The 22,838-nt window shown below is 58.1% G+C and carries 22 protein-coding genes; 10 read left to right on the forward strand and 12 right to left on the reverse strand.

Going from position 1 to position 22,838, the window contains the following annotated elements; genetic code table 11:
* Positions 1-12 precede the first annotated feature (12 nt).
* From fni to H1S06_RS11775, 4 genes are all read right to left on the reverse strand, one after another.
* A complete protein-coding gene (gene fni / locus H1S06_RS11760; protein WP_181740421.1) occupies positions 13-1,041 on the reverse strand; it encodes a type 2 isopentenyl-diphosphate Delta-isomerase in 1,029 nt (342 codons plus the stop codon).
* Complete coding sequence (locus tag H1S06_RS11765) at positions 1,041-2,078, reverse strand: hydroxymethylglutaryl-CoA reductase (RefSeq protein ID WP_181740423.1); 1,038 nt, start codon at positions 2,076-2,078, stop codon at positions 1,041-1,043. Before H1S06_RS11765 ends, fni begins: the two co-directional genes overlap by 1 nt.
* A 213-nt stretch (positions 2,079-2,291) precedes the next feature.
* A complete protein-coding gene (locus H1S06_RS11770) occupies positions 2,292-3,518 on the reverse strand; it encodes an argininosuccinate synthase (protein WP_181740425.1) in 1,227 nt (408 codons plus the stop codon).
* A gap of 119 nt (positions 3,519-3,637) precedes the next feature.
* Positions 3,638-4,492, reverse strand: coding sequence for a flagellar protein MotY (locus H1S06_RS11775; RefSeq protein ID WP_328515342.1), 855 nt, complete (start codon positions 4,490-4,492; stop codon positions 3,638-3,640).
* Positions 4,493-4,654: 162 nt separating this feature from the next.
* Between H1S06_RS11775 and rnt the strand changes: the two genes are divergently transcribed.
* Positions 4,655-5,275, forward strand: a complete 621-nt coding sequence (rnt, locus tag H1S06_RS11780) for a ribonuclease T (protein WP_181740920.1) — start codon at positions 4,655-4,657, stop codon at positions 5,273-5,275.
* An 87-nt stretch (positions 5,276-5,362) separates the two neighbouring features.
* Here rnt and H1S06_RS11785 read toward each other — a convergent pair whose 3' ends face one another.
* Positions 5,363-5,965: a peroxiredoxin gene (locus tag H1S06_RS11785; protein ID WP_181740427.1), complete on the reverse strand. Its 603-nt coding sequence runs from the start codon at positions 5,963-5,965 to the stop codon at positions 5,363-5,365.
* Between the two features lie 78 nt (positions 5,966-6,043).
* Positions 6,044-6,379, reverse strand: a complete 336-nt coding sequence (gene grxD, locus H1S06_RS11790) for a Grx4 family monothiol glutaredoxin (RefSeq protein ID WP_181740429.1) — start codon at positions 6,377-6,379, stop codon at positions 6,044-6,046.
* Positions 6,380-6,655: 276 nt separating this feature from the next.
* On the opposite strand from grxD, the gene H1S06_RS11795 reads away from it, so the two are divergent.
* From H1S06_RS11795 to H1S06_RS11820, 6 genes are all read left to right on the forward strand, one after another.
* Complete coding sequence (locus tag H1S06_RS11795; protein WP_181740431.1) at positions 6,656-7,855, forward strand: aspartate aminotransferase family protein; 1,200 nt, start codon at positions 6,656-6,658, stop codon at positions 7,853-7,855.
* Between the two features lie 61 nt (positions 7,856-7,916).
* On the forward strand, positions 7,917-8,825 hold the full coding sequence (argF, locus tag H1S06_RS11800) for an ornithine carbamoyltransferase (protein ID WP_181740433.1): 909 nt from the start codon (positions 7,917-7,919) through the stop codon (positions 8,823-8,825).
* Positions 8,826-8,932: 107 nt separating this feature from the next.
* On the forward strand, positions 8,933-9,847 hold the full coding sequence (locus H1S06_RS11805; protein WP_181740435.1) for a LysR family transcriptional regulator: 915 nt from the start codon (positions 8,933-8,935) through the stop codon (positions 9,845-9,847).
* A gap of 163 nt (positions 9,848-10,010) precedes the next feature.
* The gene (locus H1S06_RS11810) at positions 10,011-11,363 is read left to right on the forward strand and encodes a class II 3-deoxy-7-phosphoheptulonate synthase (protein ID WP_181740437.1); all 1,353 of its coding nucleotides are present in this window, start codon (positions 10,011-10,013) and stop codon (positions 11,361-11,363) included.
* Positions 11,364-11,365: 2 nt separating this feature from the next.
* Positions 11,366-11,692 carry a YqcC family protein gene (locus H1S06_RS11815; protein WP_181740439.1) on the forward strand — a complete coding sequence of 109 codons (327 nt, stop codon included), beginning with the start codon at positions 11,366-11,368 and terminating at the stop codon, positions 11,690-11,692.
* A 22-nt stretch (positions 11,693-11,714) separates the two neighbouring features.
* Complete coding sequence (locus tag H1S06_RS11820; protein WP_181740441.1) at positions 11,715-12,620, forward strand: potassium channel family protein; 906 nt, start codon at positions 11,715-11,717, stop codon at positions 12,618-12,620.
* Positions 12,621-12,624: 4 nt separating this feature from the next.
* Here the strand turns inward: H1S06_RS11820 and H1S06_RS11825 are convergent, their stop codons facing one another.
* Both H1S06_RS11825 and H1S06_RS11830 read right to left on the reverse strand, forming a co-directional pair.
* The gene (locus H1S06_RS11825; protein WP_181740443.1) at positions 12,625-14,187 is read right to left on the reverse strand and encodes a cation:proton antiporter domain-containing protein; all 1,563 of its coding nucleotides are present in this window, start codon (positions 14,185-14,187) and stop codon (positions 12,625-12,627) included.
* 71 nt (positions 14,188-14,258) lie between these two features.
* Positions 14,259-15,962, reverse strand: coding sequence for a potassium/proton antiporter (locus H1S06_RS11830; RefSeq protein ID WP_181740445.1), 1,704 nt, complete (start codon positions 15,960-15,962; stop codon positions 14,259-14,261).
* A gap of 147 nt (positions 15,963-16,109) precedes the next feature.
* On the opposite strand from H1S06_RS11830, the gene H1S06_RS11835 reads away from it, so the two are divergent.
* The gene (locus H1S06_RS11835) at positions 16,110-17,174 is read left to right on the forward strand and encodes a DUF3549 family protein (RefSeq protein ID WP_181740447.1); all 1,065 of its coding nucleotides are present in this window, start codon (positions 16,110-16,112) and stop codon (positions 17,172-17,174) included.
* A 4-nt stretch (positions 17,175-17,178) separates the two neighbouring features.
* Here H1S06_RS11835 and H1S06_RS11840 read toward each other — a convergent pair whose 3' ends face one another.
* The 4 genes from H1S06_RS11840 to purU form a co-directional block, all read right to left on the reverse strand.
* Complete coding sequence (locus tag H1S06_RS11840) at positions 17,179-17,979, reverse strand: replication protein P (protein ID WP_255483055.1); 801 nt, start codon at positions 17,977-17,979, stop codon at positions 17,179-17,181.
* The gene (locus H1S06_RS11845; RefSeq protein WP_181740449.1) at positions 17,897-18,766 is read right to left on the reverse strand and encodes a DnaT-like ssDNA-binding domain-containing protein; all 870 of its coding nucleotides are present in this window, start codon (positions 18,764-18,766) and stop codon (positions 17,897-17,899) included. Before H1S06_RS11845 ends, H1S06_RS11840 begins: the two co-directional genes overlap by 83 nt.
* Positions 18,767-18,786: 20 nt before the next feature.
* On the reverse strand, positions 18,787-19,200 hold the full coding sequence (locus H1S06_RS11850) for a CBS domain-containing protein (protein WP_181740451.1): 414 nt from the start codon (positions 19,198-19,200) through the stop codon (positions 18,787-18,789).
* Between the two features lie 83 nt (positions 19,201-19,283).
* Positions 19,284-20,138, reverse strand: a complete 855-nt coding sequence (gene purU, locus H1S06_RS11855) for a formyltetrahydrofolate deformylase (protein ID WP_181740924.1) — start codon at positions 20,136-20,138, stop codon at positions 19,284-19,286.
* Positions 20,139-20,298: 160 nt separating this feature from the next.
* On the opposite strand from purU, the gene H1S06_RS11860 reads away from it, so the two are divergent.
* Both H1S06_RS11860 and H1S06_RS11865 read left to right on the forward strand, forming a co-directional pair.
* Complete coding sequence (locus H1S06_RS11860; RefSeq protein ID WP_181740926.1) at positions 20,299-21,846, forward strand: thymidine phosphorylase family protein; 1,548 nt, start codon at positions 20,299-20,301, stop codon at positions 21,844-21,846.
* Positions 21,840-22,736 carry a ribose-phosphate pyrophosphokinase gene (locus H1S06_RS11865; protein WP_181740453.1) on the forward strand — a complete coding sequence of 299 codons (897 nt, stop codon included), beginning with the start codon at positions 21,840-21,842 and terminating at the stop codon, positions 22,734-22,736. Before H1S06_RS11860 ends, H1S06_RS11865 begins: the two co-directional genes overlap by 7 nt.
* Positions 22,737-22,838 lie beyond the last annotated feature (102 nt).

The following is a 22,838-nucleotide window of genomic DNA, read 5'->3' on the forward strand; positions in this document are numbered from 1 at the left end:
AGGCCAGGGTCCTCAACGCTCTTGGACAATAAGCGCCCTGTTTCGGAACAGCGCCGACATATCCGGCGTACCGAGCAGAAACATCGCAGTGATAAATTCCCGCCGCAACCGCTCAATCACAGCTACCACGGCTTCGGCAGATTCCATCGCCGGCTGCAGCAGGGGGGCAGCCATACCGCACAGCGAGGCGCCGAGTATAACAGATTTGACCATATCAATCCCATCTCTGAGCCCCCCGCTGGCAATCAATGTTGCCCGATCCAGAAACGGCGCCGCCTGCTGCAGTGCCAGTGGCGTTGGCAACCCCCAATCCTGGAACCGCAGACCGATATCACTGCCGTCATGACGCCGGTGGTGTTCGATCCGACTCCAGGAGGTCCCGCCACTGCCGGCCAGATCAAAGTATTGAATGCCCTGCGACAGACCCAGTGCAATATCGGCTGCCGACAGCCCGGCACCCACCTCTTTCAGCAAAACCGGAACGCCAAGCTGACGCCCCACCTCGCCGATGCGGTCGGCGATACCGCGAAAGTCGGTATCGCCTTCCGGCTGCACCGCTTCCTGCAGCGGATTGAGGTGGAAATAGAGCGCATCGGCTGCGAGGATATCGACGGCTCGCCGACACTGGTCAAGATCGAAACCATAGTTGAGCTGCACCCCGCCGACGTTACCGATCAGCACCGTGCTCGGCGCATGCTCACGCAGGGCGAAGCTGGCCTCGGCCGCCGGATGAGTGAACATCACCCGCTGGGAGCCCACTGCCATCGCCACCTGACAGCGCTCGGCCGCGATCGCCAGATTGGTGTTGATGGTACGCACCAGCTCATGGTCACCGCCGGTCATTGACGAAACCAGCAACGGAAAGCTGAGTCGCTTACCGAGGAAGTCGGTCGACGGATCGATCTCATCCAGTGCCAGCTCAGGCAACGCCCGGTTGGTCAGCAGAATACGATCAAACCAGTGGCCATGACGGTCCGTTTCAGGGTCACGCTCAATGGCTCGGATATGCTCGATCTTGCGCTCGTTGGTCGGGTCGGTCATTACCGCTCCAGTTTAATATGGGCTTCCATCAACTCGCCCGGATTCGTCTGCGCAGCCAGCAATGACAGTTCTCCACACAGTACGGTCGCCGCACAGATGGCGGCCAGGCGGCGCGCATTGGCGCCCGGCTCACGGACTTCCTTGCAGCCAAGCTGGCGCAGGTTGTCTTCAACAAAGTCGATTCCCTTGCCGTTGCCCACCGAGCCCACAATCAGGTTAGGCAGCGTACAGGAGAAATAGAGATCACCATCACGGACTTCCGCGTGTACAACCCCCTGAGAGCCCTCAATGATATTGGCCGCATCCTGCCCTGTCGCCAGATAGAACGCCAGCAACATGTTGGCATAGTGAGCGTTGGCACTGCGCAACCCACCGGCCATCAACGTGCCGATCAGGTTTTTCTTGATATTAAGATCCACCACTTTTTCCGGCGTGGTCTTGAGCCTGCGTGCACAGATTTCACGCGGAATAAGGATTTCGCTGACCACATACTTGCCGCGACCAAGAATGCCGTTAACGGCCGTGGCCTTCTTGTCGGAACAGTAGTTGGCGGAGATCGAGGAGTAACGCAGCTGTGGATACTCGGTCAGAATCCAGGGAATAAGTTTATCCGCTGCATTAGTGACCATGTTATGGCCGGAGGCATCACCGGTGGTGAACTCCAAACGCAGGTAAATCAGATTGCCAACAATCTGGCTGTGCATATCGATCAGTTTGGCAAAACGACTGCTGGTGGCAACCACGGCATTGAGATCATCCTGACGTGCCTTGATCGACTGTAGCGCCTGGTGTGCCGCCAGAGCATCATCGGCCTCCAGCAGAATGGAACGGGTCATCCGCTCATCCACCACCGTGGTGACAATTCCCCTTTCCGTCAGATTCGAAACGCGAGCACCACGACCGACCGAGGGCCACAGTGGCGTCTCATAGGTTGCAAGGGGCACGCTGAGCTTCTCGTCGACGACATCACCGCTGATCTTGATCGGCCCGACCCAGCGCATCGGGATCGGCGCTTCCAGTATTTTGTGTGACTTCATGCTCGGCGCATCCTTTAAATAGAAAAGGGCTGCCCAGCCGGACAACCCTTCGAAAGATCTAAGGCTGCGCGAATTTTAAGCCACCCACACCGAGGGATGCAATTATTGCACACCAACACCCGCCGCCAAGGTGCCTGACCTGAATCTGCGTACAATTGAAAAAGCCCATGCAGGCAAAACCTGCATGGGCTTTCGGAACACTTCCGGAGCAAATCAGTCGTCCAGCAGGTTACGTCCCTTACCGGCGGCAATGCGCATGCGCAGTGCGTTCAACTTGATAAAGCCTTCCGCGTCCTGCTGGTTGTAGGAACCGGCATCGTCTTCGAAGGTTGCGATGCTTTCGTCGAACAGGCTGTCTTCGGAACGACGGCCCACGGCGGACACGCTGCCCTTGTACAGTTTGACGCGCACATCACCGTTCACGTTGCGCTGGCTGTAGTCGATCAGCTGCTGCAGCATTTTGCGCTCTTCAGACCACCAGAAGCCGTTGTAGATAATTTTCGCGTAGCGTGGCATCAGTTCGTCTTTCAGATGCGCCGCTTCACGATCCAGCGTCAGCGATTCAATCGCACGGTGCGCCTTCAGCATGATGGTGCCCCCCGGCGTCTCGTAACAGCCGCGTGACTTCATACCGACAAAACGGTTTTCAACGATATCCAGACGCCCCACCCCATTGGCACCGCCAACCTTGTTCAGGTATTCCAACACGGTAGCCGGAGACATTTCCTGACCGTCAATGGCAACGATATCACCCTTGCTATAGGTCAGCGTCAGGTAAGTCGGCTCATCGGGCGCCTGTTCCGGGCTGACACTCCAACGCCACATGTCGTCTTCGGCTTCAGCCCAGGGATCTTCCAGAATGCCGCCTTCATACGAAATGTGCAGCAGGTTGGCATCCATGGAGTAGGGAGACTTTTTCTTGCTGGAGCTGAAGTCCACCGGGATGTCACGCTCTTCACAGTAGGCCATCAGCGTTTCACGGGATGTCAGATCCCATTCACGCCAGGGAGCGATCACCTGTACGCCCGGCTTCAGCGCATAGGCGCCCAGCTCGAAACGCACCTGGTCGTTACCCTTGCCGGTCGCACCGTGAGAAATCGCATCGGCACCGGTTTCGTTGGCAATCTCGATCAGACGCTTGGCAATCAGCGGACGGGCGATGGAGGTACCCAGCAGGTACTCGCCTTCGTAAATGGTATTGGCACGGAACATCGGGAAAACGTAGTCACGTACAAACTCTTCACGCAGGTCTTCGATGTAGATTTCCTTGACGCCCAAGGCTTCGGCCTTGGCACGCGCAGGTTCCACTTCTTCACCCTGACCCAGGTCGGCCGTAAAGGTTACGACCTCGCAGTTATAGGTATCCTGCAACCAGCGTACGATTACAGAAGTATCCAGACCGCCTGAGTACGCCAGAACGACCTTTTTAATATCGGACATGTTGCTGCTCCAGAAACAATTGCCGGCCGAACACCATGATCGACCGGCCGCTAAGATTCACTCGGCACAAGTGACATTAATATATCAGAAAGCCCCGCCCCGCTGAACTGTTGCGCACACTAGTCGCGTTCAAGGCGAATCGCCACACGGCGGTTACGGGCTCGATTTTCTGCACTGGAATTGGGCACAACCGGGTAGCGCTCTCCATGAAAGCGGGTGATGATCATTTCCTCCGGTATGCCCTGACTGCGCAGATAACGGCTCACTTCCTCCGCTCGCTGTTTGGACAGGTCACGGTTGAGCAAACGGCGACCATAGTTATCTGAATGACCATCCACATAGATGGACTTCACGCTGTCGTCCGTTTTCACGTACAGCGCAATCAGGTCCAGCCGCTCGCGAGTGGCATCCGACAGACGCCAGGTAGCGGACGGAAAGAGCACGGCAGTACGCGCCACCTGGCGATAGTTCACCGGCAGCAGCGTTGTCAGACACCCAAGATAGTCATCATAGGCCGACTGGAAGTTGGCGGCCGAGATGCCGACCTCGACCGGCTCGCCGCTGCTGAACCAGTGCGCACTGGAGAAGGTCGGAGTCATGCCGCGGTGCAACGCAACCAACATCTGATTTGCCGCTTCACTGCTCAGCGCCAGCGCGCCGCCTTCCTCGACCTTGACTCGTGCAATATTGAACGGCGCCACGCCCGGTTGCCAGGAAGATGCCCGTGCCATCAACAGCACCTCCCCCGCCAGCTGATCCTGCTGGGTCGGCCGCAAGACAAAACGCAACGACTCCCCGGCCTCATGTTCGAACAGGGCCTGCCCAAACGCGGGCACCTGCTGGCTGAGGCGGCAAAAGAAGCGTGATGTTTCCATCTCCCATACCGATTCGTCTATCGATGCCCGAAACACCACGGCCTGCGCCCAGCCCGGCATCAACAGCAGCAGTAACAGGACCAGACTAGGGGTGTTCACATGCACTCTCCAATGATCAGTTGCACTTTGTTTAACGGCCGAACAGGGCTCGCCTTAAGCTCATTTTGACGCTGCCGACCAGGCTGTTAGAATGCCTGCGGCCACTTTTCTCACCTGTAAATAAGGATTTTCGTGACTCACCGCCATAACGCCCCTCACCCGATGGCTGATCGCTTTCGCGGTTTTTTGCCCGTTGTTGTCGATGTCGAAACTGCCGGCTTCAACCCGCGCACCGATGCCCTGCTGGAAATCGCCGCCGTCACACTGACCATGGATGAGAACGGCTACCTGATGATCGACCAGAGTTACGATGCCAATGTAAAACCCTTCCCCGGCGCCAACCTGGAGCGATCCGCTCTGGAGTTCACCGGCATAGACCCCGATGACCCGGCACGCCAGGCCGTCGCCGAACAGGAGGCGCTGGAAAAGATTTTCAAGCCAATCCGAAAATCGATCAAGTCCCATGACTGCAAAAGGGCCATTCTGGTTGGGCACAATGCATCTTTCGACCACAGCTTCGTGACCAACGCCGCCGAGCGCTGCAATATCAAACGCAACCCTTTCCACCCGTTTTCAACCTTCGACACCGTATCCCTGTCCGGCCTCGCCTATGGACAAACCGTTCTGGCCCGCGCCTGCGACCTGGCTGGCATTGACTTTGACGGCAAACAGGCTCATTCGGCCCTGTATGACACCGTTAAAACCGCCGAGCTTTTCTGCACGATCATTAATCAGTGGAAAGACATGGGCGGCTGGGACATGTTCCTGGCGACCCGTGACTGAACGGTCGCCCTGAAAAACCCGCACAAAAAAACCGCGTCTGAGTAGCAGCGCGGTTTTTTTGTGCATCCGGATATCCGACTCAAATAGTTACAGCTTATCGGACTCTTCCGCCAGGTACTGGGCAACTCCGACCGGAGACGCATCCATTCCCTTATCTCCCTTGTTCCAGCCCGCCGGACACACTTCACCGTGCTCCTCGTGGAACTGCAAGGCATCGACCAGACGAATCAGCTCATCCATATTACGCCCCAACGGCAGATCGTTCACGATCTGGGAACGTACAACACCTTCCTTGTCGATCAGGAAAGCGCCACGGAAGGCCACACCAGCATCAGCCTCGACATCGTATGCCTGACAAATTTCATGCTTGATGTCGGCGACCAGTGTATATCGGACCTGGCCGATACCACCCTCGTTCACCGGCGTGTTGCGCCAGGCATTGTGCGTGAACTGAGAGTCGATAGAAACGCCGACCACCTCGACACCGCGCTCTTGAAAAGCGTCCATGCGATGATCCAGCGCAATCAGCTCCGATGGACACACGAACGTAAAGTCCAGCGGATAGAAGAAGACCAGACCATACTTGCCCTTGATCGCTTCCTTCAGGTTGTAGCTATCAACAATCTGACCATCGCCCAACACTGCCGCGGCGTTAAAATCAGGTGCCTGCTTGCCTACCAGTACGCCCATGCTAATTCTCCCCTTACCTGTTATGTAATCATGCAACCTCCCGCCGACAGGCTTAGCCTGCTGGCGGGATAAACGGCATCATGCCTCGGCATCACCTTCAGTCTGGGCAGCGGCAACAACCATATCCTTCAGCTCACCACTGGCAGCCATCTCGCAGATGATGTCACAGCCACCGACCAGCTCGCCATTGATCCACAACTGAGGAAATGTCGGCCAGTTGGCATACTTGGGCAATTCAGCACGAATATCCGGATTTTCCAGAATATTCACGAACGCAAAGCGCTCGCCGCAGGACATGATTGCCTCAACCGCACGGGAGGAAAAACCGCACTGCGGGAAGCGTGGAGTACCTTTCATGTACAGCAGAATTGTATTGTTTTCGATCTGTTCTTTGATCGTGTCGACTACGCTCATTTATACACCTTCTTACATCTAATCATGAGGACCTGGGCCTGATTGACAGCTTAACATATAACCAAGCGCCACACTCAAGTTAGACCCTGCACCCGCCCGATAAATTCTCATCCGCAATAGGACCCGCAAGCGTCCTCGCCGCCTTGTGCCACCAGCAGCAAAGCAGGCACAGCCCGCCCATAGTCCCGGTTGGAATTGCCAAACCGGACATCTGCTCCTAGAATGGTTACTTTATCGGCAGCTCTGGCTGCCTTTTTGCGTTGTAGGGAGACTCCCATGGCTACGCAGCCATTGATGAACGTTTTCAACCGGCTATCGGTCGCCTTCGAGTACGGTGAAGGGGCCTGGCTGTACGATACTGCAGGCAACAAGTACCTGGACGCCCTGTGCGGTATCGCCGTTACCGGCTTGGGCCACGCCCACCCGGCCGTGACGCACGCCATCAGCGAACAGGCCGCCAAACTGATTCACTGCTCCAATATCTATACAATTCCGCAGCAGGAACGACTGGCTGAGCAACTGGTTCGACTGTCCGGCATGGACAACGCCTTCTTTGCCAACTCCGGTGCCGAAGCCAACGAAGCCGCCATCAAGCTGGCTCGCCGCTATGGCCACAGCCGCCATATCGACAATCCGGCCATTATTGTCATGGAACATGCCTTTCATGGTCGCACGCTGGCAACCCTGAGCGCCACCGGCAACCGCAGCACCCAACAGGGGTTCGAGCCGCTGGTAACAGGTTTTGTCCGGGTTCCCTTCGATGATGTCGACGCCGTTCGCCAGGTTGCCCGCCACAACCCCGATGTCGTTGCGATTCTGGTCGAGCCGATTCAGGGTGAAGGCGGCATGCACATCCCGGCTCCGGACTACCTGAACCAGTTGCGCCAGATCTGCGACGATCACCAGTGGCTGCTCATGCTGGACGAGGTCCAGAGCGGCAACGGCCGTACCGGCCGTTATTTCGCCTATCAGCACAACGATATCCTGCCGGATGTCGTTACCACGGCCAAAGGGCTGGGCAACGGCTTCCCGATCGGTGCCTGCCTGGCCCGCGGCGCTGCCGCCAAGGTATTTGGCCCCGGCAACCACGGCACGACCTTTGGCGGCAACCCGCTGGCATGCGCGGCGGCACTGGCTGTCGTCGACACCATCCGGCACGATAATCTTTGCCAGCGCGCCGAAACACTCGGCAATCGCATTGCCGACGGATTTCGTGCCCAGTTGGACAAAAGCCCCTATATAAAGGACATTCGTAACAAGGGCCTGATGATCGGCATCGAGCTGACCGAAGCCGGCAGCGAGCTTGCGGTTCTGGCCAAAATAAAAGGCATTTTGCTCAACATAACCGGCGGCGGTCGTGTCATTCGTCTGTTGCCACCCCTGATCATGTCCGATCAGGAAGCCGATTTACTGGTTAATACCGTTGCTCAATTGATCCGGGTTTATGCCGGTGAAGAGCGCACCAGCGCCAACTGAGCATTTTTTATTCAACCGACACCGGGAGCCGGCGGCCTTTAGCCACCGACCGATAATATCTATGAGTACACGACACTTTTTGACCCTGCTGGACATGACGCCGGAAGAGCTGCAACAGATCGTGCAGCGCGCCATCACCCTCAAGCAGATGCGTAACGCGGGCGAGATCTACGAACCTCTGAAGAACAAGGTCATGGCCATGATCTTCGAGAAAGCTTCAACCCGCACCCGAGTTTCATTTGAAGCAGGAATGGCCCAGTTTGGCGGCCATGCCATGTTCCTGTCTCCCCGCGACACTCAGCTGGGCCGCGGCGAGCCTGTCGAAGACAGCGCCCGCGTTATTTCCAGCATGGTCGATGTCGTCATGATCCGTACTTTCAGCCACGAACTGGTTGAAACCTTCGCCCGCTACTCCCGAGTGCCGGTTATTAATGCGCTGACCGACGACTACCACCCCTGTCAGCTGCTGGCCGACATGCAGACATTTGCCGAGCAGCGCGGCTCTATCAAGGGCAAGACCGTCGTCTGGATTGGCGATGGTAACAACATGTGCAACTCCTACATCAACGCGGCACGCCAGTTCGATTTCAAATTGAACGTTGCCTGCCCGGAAGGCTTCGCCCCCAACGCGGATCTGGTCTCACTCAACAGCGACCGGGTCAAAGTATTCGAAAGCCCGGAAGAAGCCGTCAAGGGTGCACACCTGGTCGTTACCGACGTCTGGGCCTCCATGGGCCAGGAAGACGAGCAGCGTGAACGTATCCGTGAATTCCGCGGCTACCAGGTCACTCCCGCATTGATGGACCTGGCCGATGACGATGCCATCTTCATGCACTGTCTGCCTGCCCACCGCGGTGAAGAAGTCAGTGAAGAAATGATGGAAGACCCCCGCTCGGTTGTCTTCGAAGAAGCCGAAAACCGCCTGCACGCTCAAAAGGCCCTGCTGGAATTCCTGCTGGCAAAGGCCTGACACCCTTCCCTGCGGCCTCGGGAGGCCCCGAGCGCCGCATTCGCCAGACATTTACATTAAGTACTATACTGGCTGTTATCCGCACTCCTAAGGGCTTGATAGTGGGTATGATAGAAATTCGTCACCTGAAAACGCTTGCCGCGCTTCGCGATGCAGGCAGCCTGGTCGAAGCCGCCGAGCGCATTCATTTGACCCAATCCGCCTTGTCTCATCAGATCAAGGATCTGGAGGAACGGCTGAATTGCTCATTGTTCATTCGCAAGACCCGACCTCTTTGCTTTACCAGCGCCGGGCAACGCCTGCTCAATCTTGCCGATGAGCTGCTGCCCATGGTCCGTAGCGCCGAACGCGACATCATGCGTCTGGCCGGTGGCGAAACCGGCCGACTGAATATCTGTATTGAATGCCACAGCTGCTTTGACTGGCTGATGCCCACCATTGACCATTTCCGCCAGCACTGGCCCGAAGTGGAACTGGACCTGTCAACCGGCTTCAGCTTTTTACCACTACCGGCTCTGGCTCGTGGCGACCTGGACCTGGTCATCACTTCTGACCCCGAGCCGCGTACCGGCATTCACTACGTTCCCCTGTTCAGCTATGAGTCCATACTGGTCATGGGGCGCCAGCACAGACTGGTGGCCAAGCGTCACATCCAGCCCCAGGATCTGGCACAGGAAACACTGATTACCTACCCGGTCGAGCAAGACCGACTGGATGTATTCACCCGCTTCCTCGACCCGGCCGGTACCGAGCCTGCCGCCATTCGCACCTCCGAGTTGACCGTCATGGTCATGCAGCTGGTTGCCAGTGGACGCGGCGTATCCGCCCTGCCCAACTGGGCCGCACACGAATACCTGCAACGGGAATATATCGCCGCCCGTCCACTGGGTGAAAAGGGACTCTGGTGTACACTCTACGCCGCCATGCGTGAAGATCAGAAAGATGCCGATTTCATGGTCGATTTTCTGAATACGGCCCGCGAGGTCACCTTCCGCAACCTCAATGGCATTCGCTCGGCCTGACGCACATGCCCTTTCGACCCTCCGGTCGGAAGGGCACTCTCCGGCACCAGCATGCCCCGCCTGTCAACAACCCGTCTATCCTGCCGGAAAGTCTACTGCCGCCGCCGCATATTTGCGGTAAGATCATGACTTTGTTCATCCATCTAGCAATGAGAGAGTAAGCATGGAACTCTGGACTCCAGACAGCTGGCGCAGCAAGCCCATCAAACAGCACCCGACCTACCCCGATCAGGACGCCCTGTATCGGGTTGAGAAGGTGCTGGGCGAGTATCCGCCGCTGGTCTTTGCCGGCGAGATCCGCTCTCTGACTCAGGAACTGGCTCAAGTCGCCGAAGGCAAGGCATTCCTCCTGCAAGGCGGCGACTGTGCCGAGAGCTTTACCGAGTTCAACGCCAACAAGATCCGCGACACCTTCAAGGTCATGCTGCAGATGGCTGTGGTCATGACCTTTGCCGGCAGCTGTCCGGTGGTCAAGATTGGTCGCATGGCGGGCCAGTTTGCCAAGCCACGCTCATCGGACACCGAAGTCATCAACGGAGTCGAGCTGCCCAGTTACCGCGGTGATATCATCAATGACATCGCCTTCACCAGCGATGCACGCACGCCTGACCCCGAGCGTTTGCTGTCGGCCTACCACCAGTCCTCGGCCACACTGAACCTGCTGCGCGCCTTCGCGACCGGCGGCTTTGCCGATCTGCACAAGGTCCACCAATGGACTCAGGGCTTCGTTCAGCAAAGCCCCCAGGGTGAAAAGTACCGCCACCTGGCCGATCAAATCGACCAGACCATGGCCTTTATCGAAGCCTGCGGCATCAGCTCAAGCAACACGCCCCAGCTGAAAGAAACCAACCTGTATACCTCTCACGAAGCACTGCTGCTGGGATACGAGCAGGCCTTGACCCGCCAGGACAGCCTCACCGATGACTGGTACGACTGTTCCGCGCACATGCTGTGGATCGGGGACCGCACCCGTCAGCCGGACCACGCCCACGTGGAATTCCTGCGCGGCGTACGCAACCCGGTCGGCATCAAGGTTGGTCCCAGCACTCAGGTCGACGACCTGCTGCGCTTGCTGGATATTCTCAACCCTCAGCAGACCCCGGGCCGCATTACCCTGATCGCGCGCATGGGAGCCGACAAGATCACCGAGATGCTGCCGCCACTGGTCCGTGCGGTCAAAGCCAGCGGCCACCATGTGGTCTGGAGTTCAGACCCCATGCATGGCAACACCATCAAGGCATCCAGCGGTTACAAAACCCGCAGCGTTGATGCCATTCTGGCTGAAATGAAAGGCTTCTTTGAAGTGCACAATGCCGAAGGCACGCATGCCGGGGGCGTACACTTCGAAATGACCGGTAACGATGTCACCGAGTGTATCGGTGGCGCCTACCGTATCACGGAAGAAGGCCTGGCCGACCGTTACCACACTCAGTGTGATCCGCGTCTGAACGCCGACCAGTCACTGGAACTGGCCTTCCTGATTGCCGATACACTCAAGGCCGCACGCAAGGAGTAACCATGAGCCAGCACCAGCATGTCAGCGCCTTGCTGATCCAGATCCGCACTGAAATGCAGGCCCTGGGATTCTGGCAGACCCAGCCGCCACAACCGGCGGCACTGGCCAGTCGTGAACCTTTCTGCGTGGACACTTTGGACTTTACCGAGTGGGTACAGTGGCTATTGCTGCCACGGCTGGAAGAAATGGTGGCGCGTCAAGCGCCACTGCCACAGAACAGTGAGATCAAACCCATGGCCGAAGAGGTGTTCAAGCAGATGCAGGCAGACACCTCAACGCTGCTGGGCCTGATCGAGCAATTGGATCAACGACTGAGTACTCGCCATTAACTGAAACGCCACAGGATCGCCCATGAGTTTTGACAAACACCACTCGCTGATGTTTCGCATGGGCTTCGGTGGCGTATCCAACGCCGAAAACCGCCGTGCCCGCTACTGGGGCAAGCGCCTGGAGTGGCCCATGCTGCTCCTGGCATTCTGGATTCTGATTGACTGGTACCTCCGTGCCGACGGTATTATCCGCGGCATGACGCATCAGGTCACCGATTGGGTGCTCTGGCTGGGCTTTGTGATCGAGCTGGTACTGATGCTGTCAATCGTGGATGACCGGCGGCGCTACCTGAAAAGCAACTGGATGAGCCTGGTCATTATTATTGCCGGGCTTCCCGCACTCTGGGGCGATTACGCCTTTTACCCCGGCGCTATGCGCAGCCTCCGACTCCTGGTCATGCTGGGTATTCTATTCAAGGTCTCAAAGGACCTGCGCAGCATCCTGTCCCGGCACAACCTGGGCACCACCCTGATGGTCTGCCTGCTGTTCCTGATCTTTTCGGGCTTTCTGATTGCGGCCCTGGACCCGGCCTTTGACGGTCCTCTGGACGGTATCTGGTGGGCCTGGGTCACCATGACAACCGTCGGCTACGGTGACCTGGTGCCCAGCACCGACGAGGGGCGCCTGTTCGGTTCCCTGCTGATCCTGATCGGTATTTGCATGTTCTCACTGCTGACCGCCAGCTTTTCAGTGTTCTTTATCGAAAAGGACGAGGGCCAGATTGCCGAACGGGAGCGACAGAACCTGAACCGCATCACGCGACTGGAAAACCGGCTGGAAGCCATTGAAAAGCAACTGGAATTCATGCTGGTACTGCTGCAAACATCAAGCAGCCCCAAAAGCACACCCCCGGACAACAGCGAGACTCCACAAGCCGGGACGGACAAGAGCGACCGCAACGATCGCCCCCGCGACGAATCCGACTAAACGGTCAGATCAGCGCCTCCTCCTTGCGCCGCGCAGCCGTAAAGATATGTTCGGCCAGACCCACACCGGTTTCGGACATGGTCTGGTAGGTATGGTCGGCCCCCGCCTCCGTAATGGCATCCGCATGATCGGCAAACATGCTGTGCGCCACGATCACACCCTCGAAACCCACTGCACGCAGCTCACGCGCCGCTGTCACCTTGGCTTCGACATCATTGGCAGCCAGAATCACATACTTCAGCTGCGGTGCACTCAAACGTTTCCAAAGCTGCACATCTTCGGCATCGGCAAACACCACATTACGGCCGCACTCCACATGTGCCTTCACCTTGGTCGGATCCGAATCCAGCGCCACCATCGGAATATTGCGTGGCTGCAGGTGATCATAGGCCGCCGTCCCGGTACGCCCCATACCGATTACCAAAATCTGTGCATCCCCCAGTGACAACGGCTGCTCGTCAGGGTGAAAGCCCTTGCGTTCAAAACAGCCGAGCCAGTTGCCCAGATACTCATACAGCGGATGTGCAACCCGGTACAACGGTGCCGATACCAGGAAAGACACCGATACTGCTATCGCCAGCGGTATCAACCATTCGGGAAGCACAATACTGGCCACTATCAAGCCGAATTCGCTATAGTTGGTCAGACTCAGACTGGATAGAAAGGCGCTGCGCGCGCGCAGCTTGAACATCAGCAACAGGAAGAAGAACAGTATCCCCTTCAGCGGCAGCACCACCCCCATCACCAGTGCAAAAACCAATGCATCCATGTTTGGCAGACCACCCATGCCGATCTGCAGGAAGAAGCCAACCAGAAATACTTCCTTGATACTCCACAGCGACTGAGACAGCTCACCCGCGCGACGGTGGCCGGACAGCAGAGCACCAAACGCCAACGCCCCCAGCTCAGAGCTTAACCCGACCAGCTCGAAACCCTTGCCTCCGATAACCAGCGCCAGCAGCAGCCCAAGCAGCACCAGCAGCTCTTCATGCCCACTGAGGTCCAGCAGCTTATAGATCAGCGGTCGCAGCAATGGCAGGGCAAAGACCAGCACCGCCCAAGCCGATGGCATTTTGCCGCTGGCCAGTGCCATAACCAGCAGTGCCAGCAGGTCCTGAACGATGAGGATACCGATGGCGACTCGACCGTGAAAGGCGCGCAGCTCACGCTTGGATTCGAGTACCTTGGCCGCCAGCACCGTACTGGAAAACGACAACGCGACGCCCAGCATCAGAGCGGTGTACCATTCCACATCCATGAACAGATACAACGCGGGCGTTAACAGGGAGATCGATATCACAAAGTGGAGCACCCCGCCGCCGATCACTTCCGGGCGCACCAGGTTCCGCACTTTGAGCTTCAACCCTACTGTAAACAACAGCAACAGTACGCCCAGATGGGCCAGATAGTTGAGTACCTTGGTCCCCTCAATGGCGATTCCGGCCACATTGCCGACCGCCACAATGGCAAACCCGGCCGCCAGATATCCAATCAAGGGCGGCAAGCCTATCAACTTCACCCCCATCCCCAACCCGAAGGCAAAGGTGATCCAAACCGCTTCAATCACAAACGACTCTCCATAGATCCTGCAAATGCGCGCATTAAACCATGACGTGTGAATACTGTCAGCGACAGGGATCAGAATTTTAGGCCGACGCGGCTGACTCGCCCCTCTTCCAGCGCCTTCACCACCAACTGTATGGAACCCAATGCCACCCGGTCGCCCACGACAGGCGGCGCCTGCAGGGACGCTGCCATATAATCGGCAAGGCTGTCCGCCTTCAGCGCCTCATCCACCTCGACCCCGAAGTTTTGCGCCAACGCCTGTAACTGCACACTGCCGTTCAATTCAAACACACCAAAGAAAGCGCGCTCCTGCAGCGCCGGAATCGACTCTACCGAACTGAACAATCGGGCCAGTGGGCGCTCCGTGGCCTCATCGCCAATCACGGCCAACTGATCACCGCTCTGAAGCTTCAGATCTGCGGCATAGGGCTGCATGACACCGTCACGCAGAACAGCCGACACCACACAGTCCGGCGGCATACGGACGCCTTTCAATGTCCGGGGCGGGGTCCAGTGCTCGCCATCCAGCTCAAACACCATCAAGCGATGATTACGTGGCGATGACCACTCGATATTCAGACGCCTCACGGCTGCCGGTTCAGCCGGCAGCTCCAGCTTGAGCCAACGCGCCACCCGCGCCAGCGTTGCACCTTGCAACAGCAGCGACAACGTGACAATGATGAACGCGATGATCGGAAACACGGCCGCGTGTTCAATGTCGGCCATCAAAGGAAACAGCGCCAGCACGATGGGAACCGCTCCACGGAGCCCAACCCAGGCAATGAACAGCTGCTCGCGCCAGCGAAAGCCAAACGGCCACAGGCTGAGCCCCACCGCCAGTGGTCGGGCCACCAGTATCAGCACTGCCGCCAGCGCCAACCCTTCGGGAATGTAGTTCATTTTCTCGTGTGGTGACAGCAACAGACCCAGCATCAGGAACAGACTCAGTTGTGCCAGCCAGGCCAGGCCGTCATGTACCTGCAGAATATCGTCCATCTTGCGCAGGCCCTTGTTTCCGACCAAAATCCCCATCAAGTAGATCGCCAGAAAACCACTGCCGTCCAACAGACTTACCAGCGCAAAGACACTGAGACCCGCTGCCGTAACCAGCAGGGGATAGAAAGCGGCCTGCAGCTGCAGGTGCGGCAGAATGCGTGCCAGTATCCACCCGCCTGCCAGCCCGCCCACGGCTCCAAGCCCCATCTGCTTCACCAGCAGCAGCAACGCTTCTCCGGCCCCCGGTGGAGTCGTGCGGGTAATCAGCTCCAGCAGAATAATGGTCAGAAAAATCGCCATGGGATCGTTACTGCCCGACTCAATCTCCAGCGTCGCACTGACACGTTCGTTCAGCCGCAGGCCGTGACTCTGCAACAGCGCGAATACAGCCGCCGCATCTGTCGAGGAAATAATAGTACCCACCAGCAATGACGGCAGCAGCGGCAGCCCCAGAATCCAGTGCGCAGCCCAGCCGGTAATGCCCGCCGTAATGACAACACCGAAGGTTGCCAGCGACAGCGCCGGCTTCAACCCCACACGAAAGGTTTCAAAGCGCGTACGCATGCCGCCATCCAGCAAAATCACGGCCAGTGCCAGATGACCGACCAGAAAGGTGCTCTCAACGTCGGCCGACATCAATAGCCCCGCTTCCGTTTGCCCCGCCAGCAAGCCAACCCCCAGAAACAGCAACAGCACCGGCATGCCGATGCGATTGGAAAGCGGGCTGAGCAGTATGCTGACCAGCAACATGGCGCTGGCAAACAACAGGGTCAGGATCATGGTGACTGCGGTCCTTTTATGCGTGTTCAACAATTAATCTATCACAGACGCCACTTTGACTCGCCCTGCCATCTCAAAGTGCAAGAGCATGGTTGGCGGAGGAGTGCTAAAATGGCGGCCGATCTCAATATTACTGCGTGAGCGTGTATGTCTGCTGAAAATACCCTGCCCGACTCCCTGACCGACCTGCTGCGTTCCACCGGTGCAGCCCTGCGCATCTTCGACATGGGCCGACGCATCAGCAAGCTGCCTCTGGAACAGTTTCGCCGTATCGAAGCGTCACTGCTTCCTTACCCCACCCCTTTCCAGCACTTGGCCTGGCTGGCGGTATTGATCTGGAACCCCAAACAACGCAACGAAAATGCGGTCTGGTTTCTGCGTCTGCCTCTGGACGAACAGGGATTGGTTGCGCCGGCAGCGCGGGACGATCTGGTCAAGCGCCTGGTGCAGAATGTCATCAACAGCCGCAATGGCCAGCCGGATGAAGATGCGCTCAAGGACAATCCGTACTCTTTCACTCCGGACCAGAGTCGCATGGCCGCCTTTCACGCACTGGCCGCCCGCGAAATGAAATCACCGGCCTCACCCCACTATGAAAGTGCTCAGGCCTGGTTCAAGGGACAACTACCGCTGGAACAGTGGCAATCCCTGGCCTATCAGGGGCTGGCCGATTTTGTCCTTCGTCTGGATCAGGACGGCAACGCCGACGCCCTGTGCGAACGCCTGCCCCTGATGCCCGCAGCCGTACTGGAAACCCTTTGCCCTCTGCTCGAGCACATACAGCCCTCCGATCCTCTGCAACAGGCACTCCTGGCACAACTGCAACAGGCACTTGCAACCGACGACAGCAATCGCGTGGCTGCACTCTGTCGAGCACTTTCCAACATCCGCGACGAGTCGAGCAAACAGCACTGGGTCATGGAAGTGCTCTCCAGCCCCCATGCACGTCAGCCCGAGGTCATCACCGTCATCGCCACTCGCTGTGAAAGCGCGCTGCTTGAGCCCCGGGTGCTCTCGGCTTTTCTGGAACAATTGGCACAGGGAGAGGCAGGACAGACCGGTTTCAGCCGTATTCTGGCCGAGTTGATGTTCATGCCGGTGCATCGAGCGCTGATACTACAGGCATTCCGCAGCACCGAACGCAGCGAAGCCTTAAGCCGCGCAATCGGCGAAATGCTCGGCCAGGCGTTCGAAGCTCCTCGTAGCCATTGACCGACTAGCCGACGACATCCGGAAGCCTGATCGCCCGCCCCTGCTGATCCAGCTTTTGCTGCGCCTGTGCCTGCAGGCGCTTGCGAATACGGCTGCCCTGCGGCAACGTCAGGTAGTACAACAGCGTTGCTCCCTCTTCGGGCGCCAGCGCATGCTCGGTGCTGAATCGTTGGATAAAATCGGCAACCGTATTGGCCTGCTTATCCTCCAGGGCAGGCGCTACCGGCTGATCCAGCGCTTCGCCGCCCCGTACCCGCCGACAGATGACATCATAGTGATAGCCGAAGGCCGGCAGTGCCTTGCTTTCCTCTTCACCCCTGAGCATAAACCAGCCAGTGGCGCGACCGGCATGATACACCGCCGGATGCGACCATTGGTGGCGAGTCGGATGCTCCGCATGCAGGCAGGCCTCAGCATAGGCATCACGCACTCCAGGCAGGCCGAAATCACCATTGATATCACGCAGTATCTCGATAAATTCGGCAATGCTCGGCATCCAGGCCGTGGTTTCCTTGCACCGATTGACCGCAGCCACCAACTCCGCCTCACCATAGCCTTCCAGGCTCAAGGCCCATTCACGCTTGGCCAGGCGCAGCTCGTTTTCGGTTTCGAAGCAGCTTTTGAACTTGTGCCCGTAGATCGCCATGAAACGGGCAAAGATCATGTTCACCAGTGTTTTGGTCTTGGGAGTGATGGCTTTCGAGGCCGCATCACCGGCCCCCTCACCAGTCGGTGTCCTTGATGTCCATGATGGCTGCGGTAATCCGTTTGCGTTTTTCCCGAGAATCGAAGCGGGTGTTTTCATCACTACTGTTCCCCATACCTGACTGACGTTCCTGCTCATAGCGTTGCTCGCGTGCAGTCCGCGTCTGCTTCTTCACCCATTCACGCTTGACCCAGGCCAGAAACTTCTGGTCCCAGTTACTTTCTTTGCGATCCTTGTCAAGCCAATACAGCACGAACTCGTCCAGGCATTCACCGGCAAACTCGGGCGGAATGGAATGCCGAGGCAGCATGGCATGAAACAGGTCCGACGGCTGCCAGCCCAACTGCATCGGTTGCAGCAGCTGATTACGCTCTTCGGCCTGTTCAAAAATGGCCTGGAGTTCATCCTTGTGCCGCCGCCAGCCGATACTGCCGCCGAAGGTCGGCGCCGGACCTCGCCGCTGCATCATCGATTCACGTCGTGCCGGGCGCGACGGCGGTGCATCATAGACCGGCAGTTGCCTGACCGGCTGCGGTGCCGATGTTTCATCAACCTTCGCGACGCCAGTCTCGGGCACAGCCTGTTTCTCGGGCCGCGGCAGCAACCGCAGACGTACACTGCCCCCCTGGTTGAAGTTGACCTGCAGACATCCTTGTTGTGCCAGACTTTCAGTGGCCGTACGCAAACGCGCCTCGCTCCAGAAATCGACCAGCTGCAGCCAGCGTACATGCGGCAGGAGGCACTCCACACTGCCGTCATCCTCGTGCATGCCCGCGTGACGTGCATAATCGGCGTAGAGTGTCAGCAACAGCGCCTCGTCACTGCCCAGCTCACGCGCCAGTGACGGGTAAAACAGCACCGGCGCTTCCGGCAACCAGTCACGCATGGTCCGGCTCGATTCTCATATCAACCATCTTTGGCAAACTCCTCCACCGCCCGCAACACGTCTCGACGACTGATTTGTCCTACCAGCATTCCCTGACGCACCACGGGCAAACGCCGCCGCTTCAACTCCATGAACCGGCGCGACACTTCCGTCAGGTCGGCATCATAGGCAATGGTATCCACTGTGGCCGTCATATAGTCGGCCACTTGGCCACCGCTGCCCATCTCTTCCTCATGATAGGTCAGCGCCAGGATCGCACCCAGGCAATCCAGCTCCGACAGCATCCCCACCAACTGCCCGGCAGCATTGACGACCGGGGCCCCCGAGATACCATATTCCTGCAATGCCCGAATAGCATCGAACAGCCGGGTTTCCGGACGGAATGAAATCAGATTGGTTGCCATGTAATCCTGTACTTTCACAGATCTAAGCATGCCCCGCCTCCAGCTTTCCAACGCGGCCGAGCCAAACCGGCACCGCCCTGACTTTATATTAGCCCAGTCCCCCGGCTCTACCATCAGGCAAAGACGACGGTCTTGTTCCCGTATACCAAAACCCGATCTTCCAGGTGCCAGCGCAAGCCACGTGCCAGTACCGTTTTCTCCACGTCACGACCCAGGCGTACCATATCTTCCGGCAGATCACGATGACTGATGCGGGTAACATCCTGATCGATGATCGGCCCTGCATCCAAATCCTGCGTCACAAAATGACAGGTAGCACCAATCAGCTTGACCCCCCGTTCATGGGCCTGATGATAGGGCTTGGCACCGGCAAAGGACGGCAGGAAGCTGTGGTGAATGTTAATGATCTTGTGCGGATAGCGCTCGCACAGATCCGGCGGCAAGATCTGCATGTAGCGCGCCAATACCACGGCATCGGCTTCATGCGCTTCAATCAGGCGGTTCACCTCGGCAAAGTGAGGTTCCTTGTTGCTCGGATCCACCGGTACGTGATGATAGGGAATACCATGCCACTCGACCATGGAACGCAGATCATCATGGTTCGAAATTACACAGGGTATTTCGCAGAACAGCTCGTTACTGTGAAAGCGGTACAACAGGTCGGCCAGACAGTGTGATTCTCGGCTGGCCATCAGTACGACACGCTTGGGACGAGCCGAATCCCGGATTTCCCAATCCATCTGGAAAGACGCGGCAATCGGCTCGAACGCCTTTCTCAGTTCATCCAGTGTAAACGGCAGACTGCTGGCGTCGATCTCGACTCGCATGAAGAAACAGCCCGTACTGGCATCGGAATGCTGATTGGCGTCGGTGATCGAGCCGCCATGGCTGGAGATAAAATTACTGACCATTGATACAATGCCCACGCGGTCCGGGCAGGAAAGAACCAAACGGTAACGGCGTTCCATATACTGTGCTCGCATCCAGTCTCTAGATCCAAAGTCGAATCCACCATTCTAACAGCAGCATCGCACTCTCGACAGCATTGTTACCCGCATCATCATTATCCGCCTGAACAACAGTTGCGTTACACTGGGCGCCTGGCTGTTGAAAGGAGAGCTGTAGATGATGATGCTGACCCCTGAAAGGATGGCGCCACTGAAGGCCCGCCGTCTGGGCATCGATACCCACCACGAGCCCACACTGTATTTACCGGCAAACAGTCATGTCTGTCGTTCCGAAGGGTTCGAGAGCCTCTCCCGAGTTCTGATTACGACCCACCAGGGGCAGCACCTGATCGCGTCACTGAACATTGTCACCGGTGTCCTGCTGGCCGATGATGAAGTGGGCTTTTCCGAATCCGCCTGGCAACGGCTTCAGCTGCACCCGGAAGACCCCATCTGGCTGTCGCACCCCAAACCCGTTCAATCCCTGTCCCATGTCCGCGCCAAGGTCTATGGCCATGAACTGGACGATCTGCAGTTTCAAAGCATTATCAACGATATCGTGGACGGGCGTTATGCCGATGTTCATCTGGCCGCCTTCATTACCGCTTGCGGCGATGACAGCCTGACCGACCGTGAAATCACCTCGCTGACCCAGGCGATGGTCAAGTCCGGCAGTACGCTGGACTGGCGCTTGCCTCTGGTAGTGGACAAGCATTGTGTCGGCGGTCTGCCCGGCAACCGCACCACCCCCATTGTGGTGTCCATTCTGGCAGCCTGCGGCCTGACCGTACCCAAAACCTCCTCACGCGCCATCACTTCTCCGGCCGGCACCGCGGACACCATGGAAACCCTTACCGAGGTCAGCCTGAGCCTGGAACAGATGCGCGAAGTCGTCGGCAGCGAAGGCGGTTGTCTCGCCTGGGGTGGTGCCATGCGCCTGAGCCCTGCGGACGATCTGCTGATTCAGGTGGAGAGGGCGCTGGATATCGACAGTGAGGGTCAGCTGATTGCATCGGTACTCTCGAAAAAGATTGCCGCCGGCGCCACCCATGTACTGATCGACATCCCGGTGGGACCAACGGCGAAGGTACGCAGCCAGGATGCGGCCGATCGACTGGCCGACAGCTTCCGCGCCGTCGCCGACAATCTGGGGCTGAAACTGCAGGTCCTGTTTACCGATGGCAGCCAGCCGGTCGGGCGCGGCATTGGTCCGGCACTGGAGGCGCACGACCTGCTGGCCGTGTTGCAAAACCTGCCCACCGCCCCTCTGGATCTGAAACAGCGTGCCGAACAGGTTGCCGGAGCAATGCTGGCCATGGTGCGAGAAATCAGTTTGGAAGACGCTCAGGCGTTGGCGGAAGAAACGCTGTGCAGTGGCGCGGCCTGGGCCAAGTTCCGTGCCATTTGTGAAGCTCAGGGCGGCCTGCGTCACCCACCCGTAGCTCCCTATCGTTATGCACTGGTAGCCGAGCGCAGGGGCCGTGTCAGTACCATCGACAATCGTATTCTGGCCAAAATCGCCAAGCTGGCCGGTGCCCCGGCCGACCCGGCCGCCGGGGTCGAAATTCCCGTCAAGCTGGGGGATGAAGTGGAGTGCCAGGATATCCTGCTGATGATCCATGCCGAAAATGCCGGGGAACTGAATTACGCCGTGGAATATCTCAATGATCACACCCAAGTGATCCAGCTGGAAAGCGACACCCAAGGAGAACAGGTATCACCATGCTGATTTTCAACCCCGATTCCGATCCCGCGCTGGCAGCTCAACTGACCAGCCTGCTTGATGCGCAGGCCGGCCTCCTAGAGCAGCGGCGCTTCCCCGATGGCGAGAGCTACCTGCGCGTCCATTCCGACTGTACCGATCAGGATTGCGTGATTCTGTGTAACCTTTTCCACCCGGACAAGCGTATTTTGCCCCTGCTGTTTCTGGCCGACACACTGCGCGAATGTGGTGCTCGCAGCGTCGGTCTGGTCACGCCCTATCTGGCCTATATGCGCCAGGACAAGCGCTTCAAGCCTGGCGAGTGTGTCAGCTCTCGCCCCTTTGCCCGCCTGCTGTCCAGCGCCTTCGATTACCTGATCACCATGGACCCGCATCTGCATCGCTACCATTCACTGGACGATATCTACAGTATTCCCTCTCGTGTGGTACAGGCGGCTCCGCTGATTGCACACTGGATCCAGGAAAATATCAGCGCGCCCCTGCTGATCGGCCCCGACAGTGAAAGCGAACAGTGGGTCGCCCAGGTTGCCCATCTGGCCGAGGCCCCCTTTCAGATCCTGCAAAAGGAACGGCACGGTGACTACGATGTCAGCGTCTCCCTGCCGGATCTGGACAGCGCCACACAACATACACCGGTACTGGTAGACGACATCATTTCCAGCGGTCGTACCATGCTGGAGACCATTGCCCATTTACAGGCCGCCGGATTGCCAAAAGCCACGGCCATCGGCGTACACGGCATTTTTGCCGGCAACGCCTACGAGCAGCTGACCAAGGTGGCCGATGTCGTGACCACCGACTGCATTCCGCACCTGAGTAATCAGATCGACATCGCCGCGCCGCTGGCCGCTGCCGTACGTGAACTGCTGGCCGAGACGGTGACACCGCCGAACTGAGTCTGACGGCTAACGGAGCGCCCGGCACGGCGCTCCGTCCCTGACGCCCCAGCGATGTATAATCGCCCTACGTATAATCGCCCTACGCTCATTATTTTGGAG

Origin of the sequence: Marinobacterium marinum (assembly GCF_013868415.1) — a bacterium.
GTDB lineage: Bacteria > Pseudomonadota > Gammaproteobacteria > Pseudomonadales > Balneatricaceae > Marinobacterium > Marinobacterium marinum.

Bases quoted from the DNA above. Each gene is read 5' to 3' on its own strand.
- argF (WP_181740433.1), top strand. From the start codon at position 7,917: ATGAGTACACGACACTTTTTGACCCTGCTGGACATGACGCCGGAAGAG.
- H1S06_RS11805 (WP_181740435.1), top strand. From the start codon at position 8,933: ATGATAGAAATTCGTCACCTGAAAACGCTTGCCGCGCTTCGCGATGCA.
- H1S06_RS11845 (WP_181740449.1), bottom strand. From the start codon at position 18,766: ATGCGTGACTGGTTGCCGGAAGCGCCGGTGCTGTTTTACCCGTCACTG.
- H1S06_RS11830 (WP_181740445.1), bottom strand. From the start codon at position 15,962: ATGATCCTGACCCTGTTGTTTGCCAGCGCCATGTTGCTGGTCAGCATA.
- rnt (WP_181740920.1), top strand. From the start codon at position 4,655: ATGGCTGATCGCTTTCGCGGTTTTTTGCCCGTTGTTGTCGATGTCGAA.
- H1S06_RS11765 (WP_181740423.1), bottom strand. From the start codon at position 2,078: ATGAAGTCACACAAAATACTGGAAGCGCCGATCCCGATGCGCTGGGTC.
- purU (WP_181740924.1), bottom strand. From the start codon at position 20,138: ATGGAACGCCGTTACCGTTTGGTTCTTTCCTGCCCGGACCGCGTGGGC.
- H1S06_RS11770 (WP_181740425.1), bottom strand. From the start codon at position 3,518: ATGTCCGATATTAAAAAGGTCGTTCTGGCGTACTCAGGCGGTCTGGAT.
- H1S06_RS11785 (WP_181740427.1), bottom strand. From the start codon at position 5,965: ATGGGCGTACTGGTAGGCAAGCAGGCACCTGATTTTAACGCCGCGGCA.
- H1S06_RS11850 (WP_181740451.1), bottom strand. From the start codon at position 19,200: ATGCTTAGATCTGTGAAAGTACAGGATTACATGGCAACCAATCTGATT.
- H1S06_RS11840 (WP_255483055.1), bottom strand. From the start codon at position 17,979: ATGAAAACACCCGCTTCGATTCTCGGGAAAAACGCAAACGGATTACCG.
- H1S06_RS11860 (WP_181740926.1), top strand. From the start codon at position 20,299: ATGATGCTGACCCCTGAAAGGATGGCGCCACTGAAGGCCCGCCGTCTG.
- H1S06_RS11835 (WP_181740447.1), top strand. From the start codon at position 16,110: ATGTCTGCTGAAAATACCCTGCCCGACTCCCTGACCGACCTGCTGCGT.
- fni (WP_181740421.1), bottom strand. From the start codon at position 1,041: ATGACCGACCCGACCAACGAGCGCAAGATCGAGCATATCCGAGCCATT.
- grxD (WP_181740429.1), bottom strand. From the start codon at position 6,379: ATGAGCGTAGTCGACACGATCAAAGAACAGATCGAAAACAATACAATT.
- H1S06_RS11795 (WP_181740431.1), top strand. From the start codon at position 6,656: ATGGCTACGCAGCCATTGATGAACGTTTTCAACCGGCTATCGGTCGCC.
- H1S06_RS11815 (WP_181740439.1), top strand. From the start codon at position 11,366: ATGAGCCAGCACCAGCATGTCAGCGCCTTGCTGATCCAGATCCGCACT.
- H1S06_RS11865 (WP_181740453.1), top strand. From the start codon at position 21,840: ATGCTGATTTTCAACCCCGATTCCGATCCCGCGCTGGCAGCTCAACTG.
- H1S06_RS11820 (WP_181740441.1), top strand. From the start codon at position 11,715: ATGAGTTTTGACAAACACCACTCGCTGATGTTTCGCATGGGCTTCGGT.
- H1S06_RS11810 (WP_181740437.1), top strand. From the start codon at position 10,011: ATGGAACTCTGGACTCCAGACAGCTGGCGCAGCAAGCCCATCAAACAG.